The following is a 16,818-nucleotide window of genomic DNA, read 5'->3' as shown; positions in this document are numbered from 1 at the left end:
ATTACGACCTGAGGGCGGAAATCGCCCCTTCCCGTTGCGTGGCGAAAGATATCTCGATATTCCAGGGTGCTCGTAGACCGAAACCGGTATGAGGGTAAGGATTTGAAAGCCAGTGCGTTCGATCCACCCGAAGGTACGCTCCGCAAGTCCGTTGGGCGCGGCGCCATTGCGACGGGACTGGCTCAGGCCGTCAAGATTTTGACCCAGATCCTTTCGGTGATTGTCCTTTCCCGCCTCCTCTCGCCACAGGATTTCGGCATCGTGGCGATGTGCGCACCGGTCTTGGCTTTTATCGCGCTTTTCCAGGATTTCGGCCTTACCCAGGCGACCGTGCAAAAGAGCGCCATAACGCATGATGAGGTAAATTGCCTCTTCTGGGTCAATGTCGTCGTCAGTGTTACGCTCGCCTGCCTGATGCTCGGGGCGGCGCCGCTGATCGCCGCCTTTTACCGGGAGCCTCGGGTCGGCCCGCTTATCTCCGCGATGGCCTTGCAGATCGTGGCTTACGGTCTCGGAGCCCAGCACCTCGCCCTTATCAACCGCCGCATGGCCTTCCGCCGGCTCGCGCTCATCGAAATCGCCAGCGCGATTGCCGGCTTCTGCGCTGCCGTCGCCTGGACGATCGTCGATCGATCCTACTGGGCTCTTTACGCCGGCACGCTCACGAGTGCGGTTCTCCCAACGCTTTGCTATTGGGCGAATTCGCGATGGCGGCCAGGCACCCCGCGCAAGGTGGAAGGCGTCGGCGACTTGCTCAACTTCGGCGCCGGGATCACCGGCTTCAACTTCGCCAATTTCTTCGCCCGCAATCTCGACAATATCCTCATCGGCAAGTACTTGGGCGAAGCGCAGCTGGGGCTCTACGATCGGGCCTACAAGCTTCTGCTGTTTCCCTTAAGTCAAATCGCCAATCCGCTCTCGAAAGTCATGGTGCCGGCGCTCTCACGGCTGACCGGCGAGCCTGACCGATACCGCAGCGCCTATCTTCGGGTGATGCCGCTGATGCTGATCGTTACGCTTCCGGGCGTTGCGGCCGCCGTGGCGATAGCCGATGTGCTCATTCCGTTCGCGCTCGGGCAACAGTGGCGGGAGAGCGCCGATATTTTCCGGGCGCTCGGTTTTGCCGGCCTGCTGCAGCCTCTCAACAATCCGGCGGGCTGGCTGTTCATCAGCCAGGGCCGATCGGGAGATTTCATGCGCTGGGGCATCGTCACGGCAACGACGTCGGCTTTGGCGTTCATCATCGGGCTGCCGCATGGCGCGTTGGGGGTCGCGATCGTTTACGCGGCAAGCGAATATTTGCGGACACCCTTCCTCTGGATCTATGTCGGCAGGGAAGGTCCCTTGAAAGTCGGCGACATGATCCGCGCCGCAAGCCCCTTCGTGCTGGGATCACACATGGCATTGGCGGTCGTATGGCTCATGAGACCAGTTCTGCCGGACCACGCCGTCCTCGCGATCCTGGGTGCCGCATTTCTCTCCTACACGATCACTGTTGCGATCGCACTTCTCTTTCCTTTCGGCCGCACCTCGCTGCGGGAGGCTGTCAATCTCCTGCCTGCGAGAGCCGCCAAGCCGACTGGAAGGGGACAAACCAGGCCCTGAATGCGGTGCATGGCACCCAAGTGTGCGCAGCGGTCTTGGGACGATGACTTGCTTGAAACAAAGGCGTAAAAGCGCATCGCGCGATTGCGTTGAAGTGCGATGCGATGACTTGCCGTACTTCGGCCAGCCGCTCATTGCCAGATCAGGCCGGCCTTTTTCACTTGGCTTTTCAACGCCTCGTAACCTCTTTCGCCCAACATCACTCGCGCCGCTGCCTTCAACATCGCATGCCTTCCCTCAGCGGTCTTGGCCTCCTTCAGCCGCTCGCGCACCAGTGCTGAAGCCGGTGTGATCATCTCTTGCGTCTCCAGGCAGAGCACCGGTTTTCCCGAGAGCTTTGCAATGTTAACGGCTTGGTCGTGTTCGCTTTCAATGAACAGGATGGCGTCAGAACGCCGGTAGATGTCCGCCTTGAAGCGGCCATGGGCGGCCAGGCGTTGCCGCTCTTTCTTGCTCGGCAGATCGAGCATGACGAGTTCGCCATATTGGATGCCCCGCCTCGCGAGCCAGGCCTCCGTCTGGGGCCGGTACTTTTCCAGCCGGCTGGTCACCAGAGAGGCGATCTTGCGCGTAGGCACATGAAGGGGGCACGCTTCCGCGAGGAAACGCAGATAGGCAGGGCCATCGTCGTTTTCTTCGTTCGTCGGGTCGAGACATAAGACACCGTCGATGTCGACGCAGCTCTGCTCTAGAAACTTGTGATGCATGAGGTTCCACTGGAACAGACGCGGCTGTGGCACCACCTCGAAGACGAGATCGGCCTCCTCGTAACGCTCGTAGGTGCCGTATACGGCAGCAAATATCACCTTGTCGCGGGCTATACCCGCCGTTGCCACTTTGATCCTGGCTTCCCTCATCGCGTTGCCACCATTGATGCTGTCGTCAAGAACCAGGACACGGCGCATCTCATCGAATGGGCGTTCCAAGAGGGTTGACCGTTTCGTGATCCCGCAGGAGAAAACCTTTCCGGCCATGAAGCTGTCGAGATCGGTCATTTGAATGTTTGCCGTCAGGCTCACGAGGTTGGCGGCCAGTATCCCGCTCCGCGGGATCCCGACGACCAGATCGATGTCACCCGGCAAACGGTGAAGGTTCTTGGCAATCGTGGCATTCATATCGGCAATCGATCGATACTGCATTTGATTTGCCCTCACTAGGGGCGCTGCTGCGCCGAGGCTAAACCGACTCGAAGTTTGCAAACGGGTTCACGCAGTGCTGGCTCCCGGAATAGGTAATCGGATCGTCGCGCCCGCTCCGCCAGGCGTAATTCGTGAGCAGATGAAAATCGGCCAGCAACAGCCGTTCGAATCGCTCCAGCCGCATCAAGGCGTCGCCGGGCAAGAGCGGGCGCGCCATGTCTCCCAAAAACAGCCTTTCAAGAAGTGTCGCTGCGTCCGCCAGTTTCCCGGTCGGGAAATCCCATGGATTGCGCTTCTGGAATTCCAGGATGAATGCGCGCAGGTGATCGTCCGACATGTTCAGATCACCGAGATATCTTGCGAGCGTGGCCCGCACCAGGTCCGCGTCGGACAACGAGCGCGCGGCGGCGTAGCCGAGACCTGTCGACGCAAGCGCGCCGGCTGCCAAGGCAAGCACCGTTCGTCTCGAAATACTCTTCATTCTCCCCTCCTTCACCCAATTCGACTGGCGGCTCGCAGCGAGAGCGCTGCCGCGGTCAGGCTGGGATTGGCGCAGGAGCAACTGGGAAAGGTGCTCGTGCCGACAACCAGCAGGTTTCGGAAGTCGTGATGGACGAGGTCGCGGTCGACGACGGACTCGCTTGCGTCCTTGCCCATGCGAAGCGTGCCCTGAACATGCGATTCGGTCCCCCGCAGCCCGTGAACGATGATCTTTTCCACGGGCAACGGGCCGAGCAGTTCGGGTAGCTTTTCGCGAGCTCGTGCCATGCCTTGCACTGCATAATCGGCCGGTCCCTTGTAGTTGACAAAGGCGTTGTCGTTTTCGTCGAGGCTGACAAAATTCTCCGAATCCAAGAGGTCTTCGGCGACGATCACCAGCGGCAGCGTCTGCCGCAGGCGCCCCTTCTCCGGCCGCAAGCCGTGCTGCCAACGATTTTCGAAATAGACGAGCGCCGCGGCCTGCTCCGACCTGTGCTCTCCGTCATAGAGGCCGTAATTCAGTCCCGTCGTTATTGTGCTGCCATCGAAATTGTCGACGCCGTCAAGATAGGCTTCGAAGTTCCAGCCGTAGGACTCATGAAGACCGCGCCCCACGAATTCGCCATCGAGACCGGATCTGAGCATGATGGCCGCACTCTGGATTCCGTTGGCTCCGAGGACGAACAGGTCGCCGGTGACGACATACTCCTTACCGCCATGGCGGAATGTCAGCCCGCTGATCGCGCCGGCGGCGTGGTCCAGCCGGCGGACCTCCGCGCCGAGGCAAACGGACACATCCGGGTGTTCGAACACATGCATCAGGCCGTTGTTTGCAGTGAATTTAGCATCCGCGGGACAGAGCCAGCATCGAAGCGATGCGCAGCATGCCGGACGCTGTTCCGTCGCCACCCGCGCCCGTGCCGCCGGCATGACGAAATGCCGATCGGGCTGCGCCGTTTTCATCATGCGGTCGGGCGTCGACATGCGATGCGGCGGCTGCGGGAAAGGCATCGAACGCGGCATGAGCGCGTCCATATCCGGATCTCCCGAGATGGACATCACTGTTTCCGCCTGGCAGTAGAAAGGCTCGAGATCATCGTAGCTGATCGGCCAATCCTGGCCGATCCCATAGAGGCTCTTCAGCCTGAAGTCATTCGGGTGGAACCGGGGCGTTTGCGCGAACCAGCAGTTCGTTCCGCCCCCGAGACCGATCGTGTAGTTCCACGGCTTTGTCGAATTGCTCCTGTAGGTCTGCTCATCCTTGAGGTCGGTATTGGCCCCATGTTCAAGTTGCCACGCATGCGAGTTGTGGCGGCCCCATTCGAGCAGGAGGACCCGCGCTTTGCGGCTTTTCAAAAAGCCATGAAGAAAAAAGGCTGAGCCAAAGCCTGAGCCGATCACGACGACATCGAAATGCTCTCCAGCTACCTGTTCGGGGCGCAGGTCCAGGACCATTCGCTAGCCTTTTAAACAGAGTGGATGGGGACGCGGCCTCAACGACTGCTGCATAGCCCTGCCCGTCAGGTCGATCGCCGGCAAGCGGCCGACGCACCCGGACGTCGCGCGGCAAGCCTGGCGTTTGGCGAGGCTATCGCGTCGGGCAATTCGCGGATGGGTTTGAAAGACCGGCTCGCCGTCTGCAAATCTGCCAAGGCAGGCAACCAGCAGGAATAATGGGCTGATGAAGATGAGCCCCAATGCAGCGGCCCCAATGTCGAACCCGCGCTTCACGTGTCCGCCGAGAAGGACCACGCTAACCCGTTCACAAGTCCGGCGGTTCGACGAGGCCAAACCTCTCATTTTTCACAACCTCAGCGGTGGTGAACCGAACTACAAACCTTAACAAAATACGACCGCATGGCAACATGCACGGGAAGGTTTTCTGGAATCGTGAGGCTTATGTCTGCGCGAACTCTTGTTTCCCAGGCCCTCCTTCCTTTCGAAAAAAAAGGCTTTTGCGCAGGGCAGCAACATCGTTGTCGACGCGCATCATCTCGCCTTGACCCCCGGCATCGAGGCGGGTGGAATATCGATGAGTTGCCTATCCTCGATGCGAGGCACGGCTGAAGTCGACCCTAAGCGGCCGCAGCAGATCGTGGGACAGCCCAAGCCGGAGCCTGGTGCTGTGAAGGAATGGAACCTGCACCTTTGCGCGTCTGACAAGATGCGCAGCGCTGCCGGTCGCAGTCCTGGTCCTGAACTCATATAGCGCGGCGGAGACTGGTCATTTTGGGGCGCGCAGACCTTCGAGTAGGACGCGGAAGCCGCCCACCGCCTTCTTGGACGTTTCCGCTGGATTATCGGAATTGGCGATCCATTGCGCTGCTCCGCTGCTCGCTGCGATAATGAGCCTGGCACCTGCCTCGGGATCGATGTCTACAATAAAACCTTCGGCCTTCAGGGCGCTGATAGTCCGCGCGACCGCGGCGATGCAGCCATTGGCGTTGGGCCACATCGACGGATCGCCGAGAACGGCAGGGCCGTCGCGAAACATGATGCGCTGGATCTCCGGTTCGAGGGCCATCTCGACATAGGCCACGTTCTCCGCGACGAAGCCTTGCCACCGCGTCGGCGCGTCGGCTGACACCTTGTTCAATCGCGCCGTCATTTCCGCGTCTATCTCCTGGATTACCGCCTGAAGCAGGCCCTTCTTGTCTCCGAAATGGTGATAGAGCGCACCACGTGTCAGACCGGCTTCGGCGGTGAAATCATCCATTGACGAGTCCGCGTATCCGATCGTTCCGAATGCCCGGCGCGCCGCTCCAATCAGCTTGGCACGGGTTTCGGCAATCATTTCCTTGCGTGGCCTGACCATAAATGTCCTTTTCGGATACGATGCGTATATTTTTTACATACGCGGCGTATTCTAATTGACATACGCGCGGTATGCAATTACCTGTTTGCATACGCCACGTATGTAAGTGGCGCGCCCGCGATTTTAGAGGAGCGTCGCATGTCAAATCCATACAGAAAAATATTCGCCGCGCCGGGCGCCAAAGGCTTTTCGGCCGCGGGCTTCTTCGCACGACTGCCGATCGCGATGGCCCCGATCGGGATCGTCGCAATGCTCTCTCAAACCCATGGCGAGTATTGGCTGGCAGGGGCCGTCTCGGCCACTTTCGCTCTCGCCAACGCGCTTGTCTCACCGCAGATATCGAGGCTTGTCGATCGCTTTGGCCAAGCGGCCGTCGTCACGCCGACCACGATCATTTCCGCCCTGTCATTCCTCGCACTTATTCTGGCAGCAAACCAGAAATGGCCGGAGTGGACCATGTTCATCGCCGCGTTCCTCGCCGCGAGCATGCCGAGCATACCGGCCATGGTACGTGCTCGCTGGACGGAGCTTTTCCGCAACCGGCCGGAGCTGAACACCGCCTTCGCATTCGAATCCGCCGCTGACGAGCTCGTCTACATTGCGGGAGCATCGCTCTCGGTAGGGTTGGCGGTCGCGCTTTTTCCTGAGGCCGGCATGCTGATCAGCACGCTCTTCCTTGCCTTGGGAACTGCAGCCTTCATTCTGCAACGTTCGACTGAACCAAAAGTGCGGATTGCGCAGGACCAGACTGCACAGGGCTCGGCAATCGGTCGGCGCCCCGTACAGATCATCACTCTGGCGCTTGTATTTGTCGGCTCGATCTTCGCCACGGCCGAAGTAAGCGCGGTGGCGATCACCAAGGAGCTTGGGCAACCGAGTGCAGCAAGTCTGGTGATCGGCGTCTATGCAGTCGGCTCCTTCGTGGTCGGGCTCACCCTTGGCGCTTTCAACCCCAAAATGCCGCTGCACCGCCAGTTGCTCATCGCAGTCAGTGTGCTTGCCGTCACGTCTTTGCCGCTTCTTGCGGCGGGCATATCCGTACCGTTGCTCGCTCTCGCCGTATTCCTCAGCGGCATTGCGATCTCGCCAACCTTCATCACCGCCTTTGGATTGATCGAGCGCCGCGTGCCGGACTCGATGCTGACCGAGGGTGTCACCTGGGTGATGACTGGCATCGGAATCGGGATGGCGCTCGGCGCATTCGTGTCCGGATGGGTGGTGGACAATTTTGGTGCGCAGAACGGCTTCTGGGTATCAGTGGCGGCCGGCGCGGCGACCGTGGCGACGGTAGCCTTGGGGCAGCCCAGTCTAGCTGCAGAGAGAGCGGAGCATGTTAGCGACGAGCTCCCGCAGCCGGCGGAGTAGGCCAGAGTGGTCGGCAGGGGCCGCCGTTTGCAACTGCGCTGTTTTTCATTCTCCATCGCCAATGGCATGCTGCACCTCTCAATGCGGCATGCCTTTTTCAAGCGCCTCAGACACAAACTCAGACTCCCCGTCGTCACTCGCCCAACCACAAGCCGGAAAATCTTCGAGCAGCGGGCCGCGGGCCTAAACCGTAGTGGACCGAAAACCCCGCTATCATCCGCAATGTCGCGCTCCGTCCAGCCCCGCCGCCCTCAGGTGATCAACATGCGCTTGGGCGACGCTCGGATGCATGGCCGTGACTGCGACCGACGCGGCGACGGTGGCGTTCCAGCGCTCCCGAGATCGGTCCCGAGTCCTTCATTCTCGCATCGACGACTGGAAGCGCGTATAAATACATAGACTTCGGCGGGCTGGCGCCTCATACGCCGAAGACCTGCGCTCCGGGAACGTCCGCGCGCCAGGAACGTTACGGATAGGCAGTGTCCGGCGAGGCGCCGCCGAGCCGACTTCCGGGAACAACCTGGAGTGAGAGCCATGGAACAGACAGACGCTCGCAGATTGGCAGAGGAATATCTGCGCCTCGGCGGTCATCGCCGGGTGGTAATCGATGATAACCAGACATCGGTCCGGAACTGGGAGCCAGAGCCGGCCGCCGCCGAGGCGTTCTGGAAAAAGAACGTCGAAATACTTGCGCCGGAAAGACAGCGCGAGGTGCAACTTCTGCTGCCGACGATCAATCGCGCATGAGGCGTGAGCCGTACTGCTTTTCGTTTGCGGCGCCATCCGCGCCGCCGGCGGCGCTTTTTTGCGCCCGCACGTGGGAACAGAAAAGTTCGTTTTTGAATTGTAGACATGTCACCGATACGCGCAGTACGGCCGCGGAACCGATGAGAGATGAAGATGCCGGATTATCCCAGTGGGGTGTCAACGGAGCCTCTCTACCACGAATGGTGGACGCAGCATCGCGGTGACTCGCCTGTCGTCGCCACCGCCATTCACAATGGTCATGTCGTGCGTGGTGCGGCCAAAGGCCTCCTTGCCCTTTCGGACGTCGAGCGGCTGCGCGAGGAGGATCCCTTCACCGAGTTCATCATCCGCGATTTCCCGAACCGGATCATCGTTCATCGCTCGCGATTCGAAGTCGATATCAATCGCCCACGCAGCGGTGCCATCTACATGCGGCCGGAGCAGGCATGGGGTCTCAAGGTCTGGAACCACGAGCCGCCACGCGAGGTGGTAGAGACGTCATTGGCAATGCATGACGAATATTATGCCATGCTCGAGGCGCTGCTCGCGGGGATCGAACGGCGCTATGGACGATTCGTCGTTCTCGACGTGCACAGTTACAACCACCGGCGCGACGGCCCCGAAGCGGAAGCGGCGAAAACGGAAGTCGCGCCGGAGGTCAACATCGGCACGTCTTCGATGGATCGCGTGAAATGGGCCCGTGTGGTGGATGCTTTTGTCGAGGCATTGCGTTCCACCGAATGCCAGGGGCGACGGCTCGATGTGCGGGAAAACATCGCGTTTCAGGGTAGAGGCGAACAAACTCGGTTCATCCATGAGCGCTACCCCGATACGGGCTGCGCGATTGCCGTCGAATTCAAGAAATTCTTCATGGACGAATGGACGGGCGAGCCGGACCTGGAGGCGCTTGGCGCGATCAGGAAGCTTGTCTCGTCGACGCTGCCGTTGCTTGTGAGCACGTTGGGTGCAGATCGATGAAACGCTCCGTCGCGCCCGCTTCCACGGATACCGGAGACACTCCGGACTGGCTCGCCGAGGCGCTGGCGAGCATCAAGGCCGGCAAGGCCGTACGAAAAGATCTTCCGGATGGCGGCCGACTGCATATCGACCGCGCGCTTCCCTTTCTTTGCCTGCACATCTCCGGCGACGACGAAGGTCCGGTGGCCCGCGAGATTGCGCAAGCGAATGCGTCCTACCTCATTGCACCAGAGGCCGAGATCGCCATTTCGGTCATAGAAGCCATCGGAACGCTGCTCAAGCGGCGTTTCGGTGCATTCATGGTCCTCGAAATGGGCGAGCTTGCGCGCGACGAACTGTTGACCGACGACGCACCGTACCTTCCGCCATTCAAGATCGAGGTCACGGCAAGCCCGGAGGGGCCCGCGCGGATTGCTGCCAAGGCATTTGCCAATGCCGCCGAAGCGACCGAAGCAAAGTTCCGCACGCCGCGTGTCGAACTTCGTGAAGCCGATGGGATGGACCTGCCATTTCCCTATCTTCGCGTTCGGTTCGCGCCGATCTATCGGCAGCGAGAATCCGGCAACATCTATCCGCAGCTTCGTGAACGCCTCATCGCAAGCATTTTCGATGCCGGCCTGCAAGCCCTCGCAGCGTTCGTCGGGGCTACCAAAAGCATGAATATCTCGACGCATCGGGCGCTCGGCAGAAAGGCCTTCATCGATGCCGTGGTCCGCACCGACCGCAGCATCGACGAGGTCGCTTCGACTTTCGACTTCCTGCTCGCCGTGACCCCGATCAATGCCGACGCAGCCTGGAGCGAGTTTGCCGCAGGCGACTACCGGCGAGCGCCGCGCTTTCTCTATCGGCCGCTGACGCTGCAGGTCGAGGCGGCAAAGAAGAAACTCTTCTCCATCAGCTTCGACCATCTTGAAGACCCGGTGCTGTACCAGCTCTACCGCGAAAAGCAGCAGGAACTGGATCTTCAGCTTTCGTTGCTTTCGGCCCGGGAAACCGCAAAATTCATCGAATTCGGCCGCGCGCTCTATGGTCCCGTCGAACCGGAGCTCCTGCGGGTAGCGCGGGACATTCTTGCTCGGGCCGGCGATGGAAGCGCCAGTGCAGGCGGCCAGGCACGCGTCACGGAACGACACGCCGATTGCTATTTCGTCGAGCAACAGGCGCGCGCGATGATTGCCGAATACCGGCGCCGCTATGCTGGCTTCGACGCGTCCGTGGAAGTGCGCGACGATCTTCCCTCCGGTCTTCTGGTTTCGGGCAGCCGCCTCCTCATTGCACGCAGCACCGCCATGGAAGCGGAGCGCGTCGAGCCGATCTTGAGCCATGAAATCGGCGTGCACCTGCTGACCTATTTCAACGGTTCGGCGCAGGGCTTGCGGCTTTTCCGGTCAGGCCTTGCCGGATACGAGGGCATGCAGGAGGGGCTGGCGGTCTTTGCGGAATTCCTGACGAGCGGCATGAGCGGTGAGCGGCTGCGTCTCATCGCCGCCCGCGTCGTTGCCTGCGCCGCAATGCTAGATGGCGCGTCGCTGCCCGAAACCTATCGACTGCTCATCGAGGACCATGGTTTCTTGAGGGCGGATGCCTTCAACGTCGTCTTGCGCGTCTATCGCGGCGGGGGCTTGGCCAAGGATGCGATTTACCTGCGCGGCCTTCTGCAACTCCTCACCCATCTTGCGGCTGACGGCGCCCTGGAACCCTTCTGGATGGGAAAGATCGCCGCTTCGCATTTTGGCGTAATGCAGGAACTGAGTGCCCGTGGCCTGCTTGGTGTGCCGGCGGTTCACCCTATATTCCTAGACTATCCGGAAGCGCCGTCACGCCTCTCCAGAGCGCGTGCGGGAATGTCGCCACTCGACATGGTCGAACCTTAGGAGCCGGACATGCGCATCGCCTTTTTCGTCAATTCCATCGAAGGCGAGGCTACCTATTACACGACAACTTGGCTTGCGCTCGCCGCGCTCGCCCGTGGGCACGACGTTTGCTACGTCATGCCAGGGGATTTCGTATTGCGCTCCGACGACAGCCTTTTGGTCCGCGCCACGACCTTGCATGGTCCGAAGCCGAAGAAGCCGGAAACATTGCTGAACGCGCTCAAGGACGAGCGGGCAAAGATCAGGACGATTGACGTCAATGAAATCGATGTCCTCTTTCTGCGCAACGATCCGTCCGAGGACGCAGAACGACGTTCCTGGGCGGCTTATGCCGGCGTGAATTTCGGGCGCCTGGCGGTTGATCGCGGCGTGATCGTCGTCAACGACCCAACCGGATTGGCGGCCGCGCAGAACAAGCTCTATTTTCAAGGCTTTCCGGAGGTTGTTCGCCCCACCTCGCTGATCTCGCGGAGCATCGAGGAGATTCGGGGCTTCATCGATGCGCATCCCGACGGCGTCATCCTGAAGCCGTTACAAGGATCAGGCGGCAAGAACGTTTTCAAGATCAGTTCCAGGGAAGAAGCCAATCTCAACCAGATATTCGAAGTTGCCAGCGGCGAAGGGTACCTTATCGCCCAGACCTACCTGCCCGAAGCCACGGCCGGCGACGTCCGCCTCTTTCTCATGAACGGGCGGCCACTGGCGCGCGATGGTGTTTATGCCGCACTCCGCCGGGTGCCGGCCAAGGGCGATGTGCGCTCCAACATGCATGCCCGCGGCACGCCGGAAGCGGCAACGGTCACGCCGGAAATTCTGACTCTTGCGGAAAAGCTCCGTCCGAAACTGGTGGAAGACGGCATGTTCCTGGTGGGCCTCGACATCGTCGGCGACAAGATACTGGAAATCAATGTCTACAGTCCCGGAGCCCTCCCGGAGATCGCCGCGCTTTGCGGCGTGGATTTCAGCGAGGACATCATAATCGCGCTTGAAAACAAGCTGAGCATCCGACAGCTCTATTCGGGAACATTGTCGAACCGCACGCTGGCAACGCTTTAACGACGTCAAGCGCATGACGAACCGATGAATTTGGCGCGAACACGCTCGATAATTTCAAACGTCAGTTTACAAAAGTAATATAATATGATTTTTTCTCTGCAGCTGCATGGAGAGCAGCTTTCTTTGGGAGGAAATCATGAAATTTGCAAAGGCACTTGCGAGTGCAACGATCCTTGCCGCCTGCACCTTCGGCAGCGCATCGGCTGCGGAGCTCGTCGTCGGCTTTTCCCAGATCGGATCTGAGTCCGGCTGGCGCGCAGCTGAAACGACGCTGACGAAGCAGCAGGCCGAGCAGCGTGGCATCGACCTCAAATTCGCCGATGCGCAGCAGAAGCAGGAAAACCAGATCAAGGCTATTCGCTCCTTCATCGCGCAAGGCGTGAACGCCATTCTTCTCGCTCCGGTGGTCGCCACCGGATGGGACGAAGTCCTGCAGGAGGCGAAGGATGCGGAAATTCCGGTCATCCTGCTCGACCGGACCGTCGATGCATCGGACGATCTTTATTTGACGGCTGTGACCTCCGATCTCGTCCATGAAGGCAACGTCGCCGGCAAGTGGCTTGCCGATACGGTTGCCGGCAAGCCCTGCAACATCGTCGAGCTTCAGGGCACGACCGGCTCGTCGCCGGCGATCGATCGCAAGAAGGGCTTCGAACAGGCGCTCTCCGGCCACGACAACCTGAAGATCATTCGCAGCCAGACCGGTGATTTCACCCGCACGAAGGGCAAGGAAGTCATGGAAAGCTTCCTGAAGGCGGAAGGCGGCGGCAAGAACATCTGCGCCCTCTATGCCCATAACGACGACATGGCCGTTGGCGCAATCCAGGCCATCAAGGAAGCCGGTTTGAAGCCGGGCACGGACATTCTCGTTGTCTCGATCGATGCCGTTCCGGACATCTTCCAGGCGATGGCCGCTGGTGAAGCGAACGCAACGGTCGAGCTCACCCCGAACATGGCCGGTCCGGCCTTCGACGCCCTCGCCGCCTACCTCAAAGACGGCAAGGAACCAGCGAAATGGATCCAGACGGAATCGAAGCTTTATACCCAGGCTGACGATCCCATGAAGGTCTACGAGGAGAAAAAGGGCCTCGGCTACTGATCTCGCTTGCGGCCCGCCACGACGGATGCGCGCGGGCCGCCTATGCCTTCGGAGAGGAATACCCGCTTGGCTTGAGACAGGAGCGGACGCCGCCAAGACGCGGCGTCCCCGCCCAATTGCCAAGCAGGCGGTAGTCCAGAGACGGAATCCATGCAAACCAGCAGCGAGAACATTCTTTCGGCGGTCCGGATCGACAAGGGTTTTCCCGGAACGAAGGCCTTGGACAAGGTCGACTTTCATCTGCGGCGGGGCGAGGTTCACGCGCTTCTCGGAGAGAACGGCGCGGGCAAATCGACGCTCATCAAATGCCTGACCGGCGCCTATCACCGGGACGGCGGCAGCATCTTGCTCGACGGGGCCGAACTCGACCCGCGCGATACCTTCGATGCCCAGCGGCTGGGGATCGGGACGGTCTACCAGGAAGTGAACCTGCTGCCGAACCTCAGCGTCGCCGAGAACCTGTTTCTCGGGAGGCAACCACGCCGCTTCGGCATGGTCGATATCCGGGCGATGAACCGCAAGGCGCGCGAACTGCTGTCGCAATACGAGCTTGAGCTCGATGTCACCCGTGCGCTTGCGAGTTATTCGGTCGCCATTCAGCAGGTCGTCGCCATCGCCCGCGCCGTCGACCTCTCAGGCAAGGTGCTGATCCTCGACGAGCCGACAGCGAGCCTCGACGCGCACGAGGTGGCGATGCTCTTTCGCATCGTCCGACGCCTCAAGGCACGCGGCCTCGGCATCATCTTCATCACCCACTTCCTCGAGCAGGTCTACGAAGTTTCGGACCGCATAACGGTGCTGCGCAACGGCCGCCTCGTCGGAACCCGCGACGCGGCCGACCTCGACCGGCGCGATCTGATCGCGATGATGATTGGTCGCGAACTCGCGGCCGAGATCCATTCGGCCCACGCGAACACTGCAGGCGGCGAGCCGCGCTACCGGTTCAGAAACTACGGCCGGCGGGGGCGTATCGAACCGTTCGATCTCGACGTCAGGGCGGGTGAAGTCGTCGGCATAGCCGGCCTGCTCGGTTCGGGGCGAACGGAAACGGCGGAAGTCCTCTTTGGCGCCCATCGCGCCGACAGTGGCACGGCAGAAATCGACGGCCGCCCTGTCGAGCTATCGTCGCCCCGTGCCGCCATCCGCCAGAAATTCGGCTTTTGCCCGGAGGATCGCAAGACCGCCGGCATTGTCGGCGACCTCTCCGTGCGCGAGAACATCGTCTTGGCCCTACAGGCCAGGCGCGGCTGGACGCGGCCGATCTCGCGCGCAGAGCAGAACCGGCTGGCCGACCTTTATATCCGGGCGCTCGATATCCGTACCGCCGACCGAGAAAAGCCGATCAAACTGCTTTCCGGCGGCAACCAGCAGAAGGCAATACTCGCCCGCTGGCTGGCTACCGAGCCCGTATTCCTGATACTCGATGAACCGACGCGCGGCATCGACGTCGGCGCACATGCCGAGATCGTCAGGCTCATCGAAACGCTGCGTGAGAAAGGTATGTCGCTCATCGTCATTTCGTCGGAAATAGAAGAACTGGTCGCCTACAGCACGCGGGTCGTCGTCCTACGCGACCGCGCCCACGTGGCCGAACTCGACGGCGAGCAAATTACCGCCGATCAGATCGTCGAGGCGATTGCTGCGGCCAACGAGCGGAGGGCATCGTGACAACGATCGTCAGGACCTATCTTGCGCGCCTGCTGCCGCAACTGATCGCGCTCACCGCCATTCTCGCCGCGATTTCAATGACCTTTTCCGGTTTTCTCAACCTGGAAATTCAGAATGGCCGTCTCTACGGCAGCCTGATCGACATCCTCAATCGCGGCGCACCGGTGGTTCTGCTTGCCATCGGCATGACCGTCGTCATTGCCACCAAGGGCATCGACCTTTCCGTTGGCGCGGTCATGGCGATTTGCGGGGCAGTCGCCGCGTCTTTCATCACCTCCGGCCATTCGCTCGCCGAGACACTCCTCGTCACGCTCGCGGTCGGCATCCTTTGCGGCATCTGGAACGGGATCCTTGTCGCCATTCTGGACATCCAGCCGATCATTGCGACGCTGGTGCTGATGGTCGCCGGGCGCGGCATCGCCCAGCTCATCACCGAGGGCGCGATCCTCACCTTCAATGATCCTGGCCTCATTTTCATCGGCAGCGGTTCTTTCGCCGGTCTACCGATGCCGGTGATCGTCTGGCTGGTCTTCGGAATTCTTGTCGCATTGCTCGTCAGGCGAACTGCACTCGGGATGCTGATCGAAGCGATCGGCGTCAATCGTCAGGCAAGCACGTTGTCTGGCGTCTTCACGCCGGTGCTTCTGGTTGCCGCCTACGTGCTTTCCGGCCTGTGCGCCGCGATTGCCGGCATTATCGCTGCCGCCGACATCAGGGGGGCCGATGCCAACAATGCAGGGCTCTGGCTGGAGCTCGACGCCATTCTGGCAGTCGTGGTCGGCGGCACCTCGCTGCTTGGCGGCCGCTTCAGCATCGCCGCATCGGTGTTCGGCGCGATCATCATCCAGGCGATCAATACCGGCATCCTGCTTTCCGGTTTTCCGCCTGAGTTCAACCTCATCATCAAGGCGGCAATCATCGTCTTCATCCTGGTGCTTCAGTCGCCGCGCTTTCGCACCGTCTTTGCGTTCCTCGCCATCCCTGGACGAGCAGCCAAACCGACCGAGCGGGAGGCGAAATGAAGCAGAAATATCTTCCGCTTACGGCGACGATCTTCATCTTCGTCTTAAGCTATGCGCTCTGCGCCGCTCAGTATCCGAACATTCTTTCCACCCGGGTGATCGGGAACCTTTTGACCGACAATGCCTTCCTCGGCATCGCGGCCGTAGGCATGACCTTCGTCATTCTTTCGGGCGGCATCGACCTCTCGATCGGTTCCGTGATCGCTTTCACTGGGGTCTTCCTGGCGGTGGTGCTGGAGCATACCATGCACCCGCTCGTCGCCTTCGCGCTGGTCCTTATGACAACCACGCTCTTCGGCGCACTGATGGGCGCAATTATCCACTATCTCGAAATGCCCGCCTTCATCGTGACGCTTGCCGGAATGTTCCTTGCGCGCGGCATGGCCTTCGTGCTCTCGATCGATTCCATTCCGATCAAGCATCCGTTCTACGCGACATTGAAGGGCCTTTATTACAAGCTGCCGGGCGGAGGGCGGATCACGCTTATCGGCGGACTGATGCTGCTCGTCTTCGCCGTTGGCATCCTCCTCGCTCACCGGACCCGTTTCGGCACGAACGTCTATGCGCTCGGCGGCGGCACGGCGACGGCGAAGCTCATGGGCGTCCCTGTTGCAAGCACGACCGTCAGTATCTATGCGCTCTCGGGATTGCTCGCTGGTCTCTCGGGGATCGTCTTCTCGCTTTATACGTCGGCCGGCTATTCGCTTGCCGCGGTCGGCGTCGAGCTTGACGCCATCACCGCCGTCGTCATCGGCGGGACGCTGCTGACCGGCGGATCGGGCTTCGTTGCCGGAACGCTTGTCGGCATCTTCATTCAGGGCCTCATCCAGACCTACATAACCTTCGACGGATCGCTCTCCAGCTGGTGGACAAAGATCCTGATCGGAGCGCTGCTCTTCGCCTTCATCCTCCTGCAGAAGGGGATCATCCATCTGTCGCGCGACAACCGGCAACGCGCGTGAGAAGCCGA

The 16,818-nt window shown here is 60.7% G+C and carries 14 protein-coding genes; 10 read left to right on the top strand and 4 right to left on the bottom strand.

All coding sequences use genetic code 11. From position 1 onward, the window contains the following. Window positions 1-102: 102 nt before the first annotated feature. Window positions 103-1,605 (top strand): lipopolysaccharide biosynthesis protein, encoded by a 1,503-nt coding sequence (locus QN224_RS20945; RefSeq protein ID WP_283978209.1) that lies wholly within the window; start codon window positions 103-105, stop codon window positions 1,603-1,605. A gap of 131 nt (window positions 1,606-1,736) precedes the next feature. Here the strand turns inward: QN224_RS20945 and QN224_RS20940 are convergent, their stop codons facing one another. From QN224_RS20940 to QN224_RS20925, 4 genes are all read right to left on the bottom strand, one after another. After that, window positions 1,737-2,744 (bottom strand): phosphoribosyltransferase family protein, encoded by a 1,008-nt coding sequence (locus tag QN224_RS20940; RefSeq protein ID WP_283978208.1) that lies wholly within the window; start codon window positions 2,742-2,744, stop codon window positions 1,737-1,739. A gap of 37 nt (window positions 2,745-2,781) precedes the next feature. Then, the gene (locus QN224_RS20935) at window positions 2,782-3,225 is read right to left on the bottom strand and encodes a hypothetical protein (protein ID WP_283978207.1); all 444 of its coding nucleotides are present in this window, start codon (window positions 3,223-3,225) and stop codon (window positions 2,782-2,784) included. Between the two features lie 11 nt (window positions 3,226-3,236). Further along, window positions 3,237-4,679, bottom strand: a complete 1,443-nt coding sequence (locus tag QN224_RS20930; protein ID WP_283978206.1) for a GMC family oxidoreductase — start codon at window positions 4,677-4,679, stop codon at window positions 3,237-3,239. A 769-nt stretch (window positions 4,680-5,448) separates the two neighbouring features. Then, window positions 5,449-6,039 carry a TetR/AcrR family transcriptional regulator gene (locus QN224_RS20925; protein ID WP_173513549.1) on the bottom strand — a complete coding sequence of 197 codons (591 nt, stop codon included), beginning with the start codon at window positions 6,037-6,039 and terminating at the stop codon, window positions 5,449-5,451. A gap of 138 nt (window positions 6,040-6,177) precedes the next feature. Here QN224_RS20925 and QN224_RS20920 point away from each other — a divergent pair, with 138 nt between their 5' ends. The 9 genes from QN224_RS20920 to yjfF all read left to right on the top strand — a co-directional run bounded on the left by QN224_RS20920 (window position 6,178) and on the right by yjfF (window position 16,810). Further along, entirely contained in the window at window positions 6,178-7,404 is a 1,227-nt protein-coding gene (locus QN224_RS20920) for an MFS transporter (RefSeq protein ID WP_283978205.1), read from the top strand. Window positions 7,405-7,938: 534 nt separating this feature from the next. Next, window positions 7,939-8,151: a hypothetical protein gene (locus QN224_RS20915; RefSeq protein ID WP_173513546.1), complete on the top strand. Its 213-nt coding sequence runs from the start codon at window positions 7,939-7,941 to the stop codon at window positions 8,149-8,151. A 153-nt stretch (window positions 8,152-8,304) separates the two neighbouring features. After that, entirely contained in the window at window positions 8,305-9,129 is an 825-nt protein-coding gene (locus QN224_RS20910; protein WP_283978204.1) for an N-formylglutamate amidohydrolase, read from the top strand. Continuing rightward, entirely contained in the window at window positions 9,126-11,003 is a 1,878-nt protein-coding gene (locus tag QN224_RS20905; RefSeq protein WP_283978203.1) for a flavohemoglobin expression-modulating QEGLA motif protein, read from the top strand. Before QN224_RS20910 ends, QN224_RS20905 begins: the two co-directional genes overlap by 4 nt. Before the next feature lie 9 nt (window positions 11,004-11,012). Then, a complete protein-coding gene (locus tag QN224_RS20900) occupies window positions 11,013-12,059 on the top strand; it encodes a glutathione synthase (RefSeq protein ID WP_283978202.1) in 1,047 nt (348 codons plus the stop codon). A 136-nt stretch (window positions 12,060-12,195) separates the two neighbouring features. Next, window positions 12,196-13,158, top strand: a complete 963-nt coding sequence (ytfQ, locus tag QN224_RS20895; RefSeq protein ID WP_283978201.1) for a galactofuranose ABC transporter, galactofuranose-binding protein YtfQ — start codon at window positions 12,196-12,198, stop codon at window positions 13,156-13,158. A gap of 150 nt (window positions 13,159-13,308) precedes the next feature. Then, window positions 13,309-14,826, top strand: a complete 1,518-nt coding sequence (ytfR, locus tag QN224_RS20890; RefSeq protein WP_283978200.1) for a galactofuranose ABC transporter, ATP-binding protein YtfR — start codon at window positions 13,309-13,311, stop codon at window positions 14,824-14,826. Continuing rightward, window positions 14,823-15,848 carry an ABC transporter permease gene (locus QN224_RS20885; RefSeq protein ID WP_283978199.1) on the top strand — a complete coding sequence of 342 codons (1,026 nt, stop codon included), beginning with the start codon at window positions 14,823-14,825 and terminating at the stop codon, window positions 15,846-15,848. Before ytfR ends, QN224_RS20885 begins: the two co-directional genes overlap by 4 nt. Beyond that, the gene (gene yjfF / locus QN224_RS20880) at window positions 15,845-16,810 is read left to right on the top strand and encodes a galactofuranose ABC transporter, permease protein YjfF (protein WP_283978198.1); all 966 of its coding nucleotides are present in this window, start codon (window positions 15,845-15,847) and stop codon (window positions 16,808-16,810) included. Before QN224_RS20885 ends, yjfF begins: the two co-directional genes overlap by 4 nt. The last annotated feature ends 8 nt before the right edge of the window (window positions 16,811-16,818 follow it).

The organism is Sinorhizobium sp. 7-81, from assembly GCF_030124405.1.
Lineage (GTDB): Bacteria > Pseudomonadota > Alphaproteobacteria > Rhizobiales > Rhizobiaceae > Sinorhizobium > Sinorhizobium psoraleae.
This window is presented reverse-complemented; position numbering and strand designations above follow the sequence as displayed.

Coding starts and splice junctions, on each gene's coding strand:
- QN224_RS20940 (WP_283978208.1), bottom strand. CDS start 2,744: ATGCAGTATCGATCGATTGCCGATATGAATGCCACGATTGCCAAGAAC.
- QN224_RS20935 (WP_283978207.1), bottom strand. CDS start 3,225: ATGAAGAGTATTTCGAGACGAACGGTGCTTGCCTTGGCAGCCGGCGCG.
- QN224_RS20930 (WP_283978206.1), bottom strand. CDS start 4,679: ATGGTCCTGGACCTGCGCCCCGAACAGGTAGCTGGAGAGCATTTCGAT.
- QN224_RS20925 (WP_173513549.1), bottom strand. CDS start 6,039: ATGGTCAGGCCACGCAAGGAAATGATTGCCGAAACCCGTGCCAAGCTG.
- QN224_RS20920 (WP_283978205.1), top strand. CDS start 6,178: ATGTCAAATCCATACAGAAAAATATTCGCCGCGCCGGGCGCCAAAGGC.
- QN224_RS20915 (WP_173513546.1), top strand. CDS start 7,939: ATGGAACAGACAGACGCTCGCAGATTGGCAGAGGAATATCTGCGCCTC.
- QN224_RS20910 (WP_283978204.1), top strand. CDS start 8,305: ATGCCGGATTATCCCAGTGGGGTGTCAACGGAGCCTCTCTACCACGAA.
- QN224_RS20905 (WP_283978203.1), top strand. CDS start 9,126: ATGAAACGCTCCGTCGCGCCCGCTTCCACGGATACCGGAGACACTCCG.
- QN224_RS20900 (WP_283978202.1), top strand. CDS start 11,013: ATGCGCATCGCCTTTTTCGTCAATTCCATCGAAGGCGAGGCTACCTAT.
- ytfQ (WP_283978201.1), top strand. CDS start 12,196: ATGAAATTTGCAAAGGCACTTGCGAGTGCAACGATCCTTGCCGCCTGC.
- ytfR (WP_283978200.1), top strand. CDS start 13,309: ATGCAAACCAGCAGCGAGAACATTCTTTCGGCGGTCCGGATCGACAAG.
- yjfF (WP_283978198.1), top strand. CDS start 15,845: ATGAAGCAGAAATATCTTCCGCTTACGGCGACGATCTTCATCTTCGTC.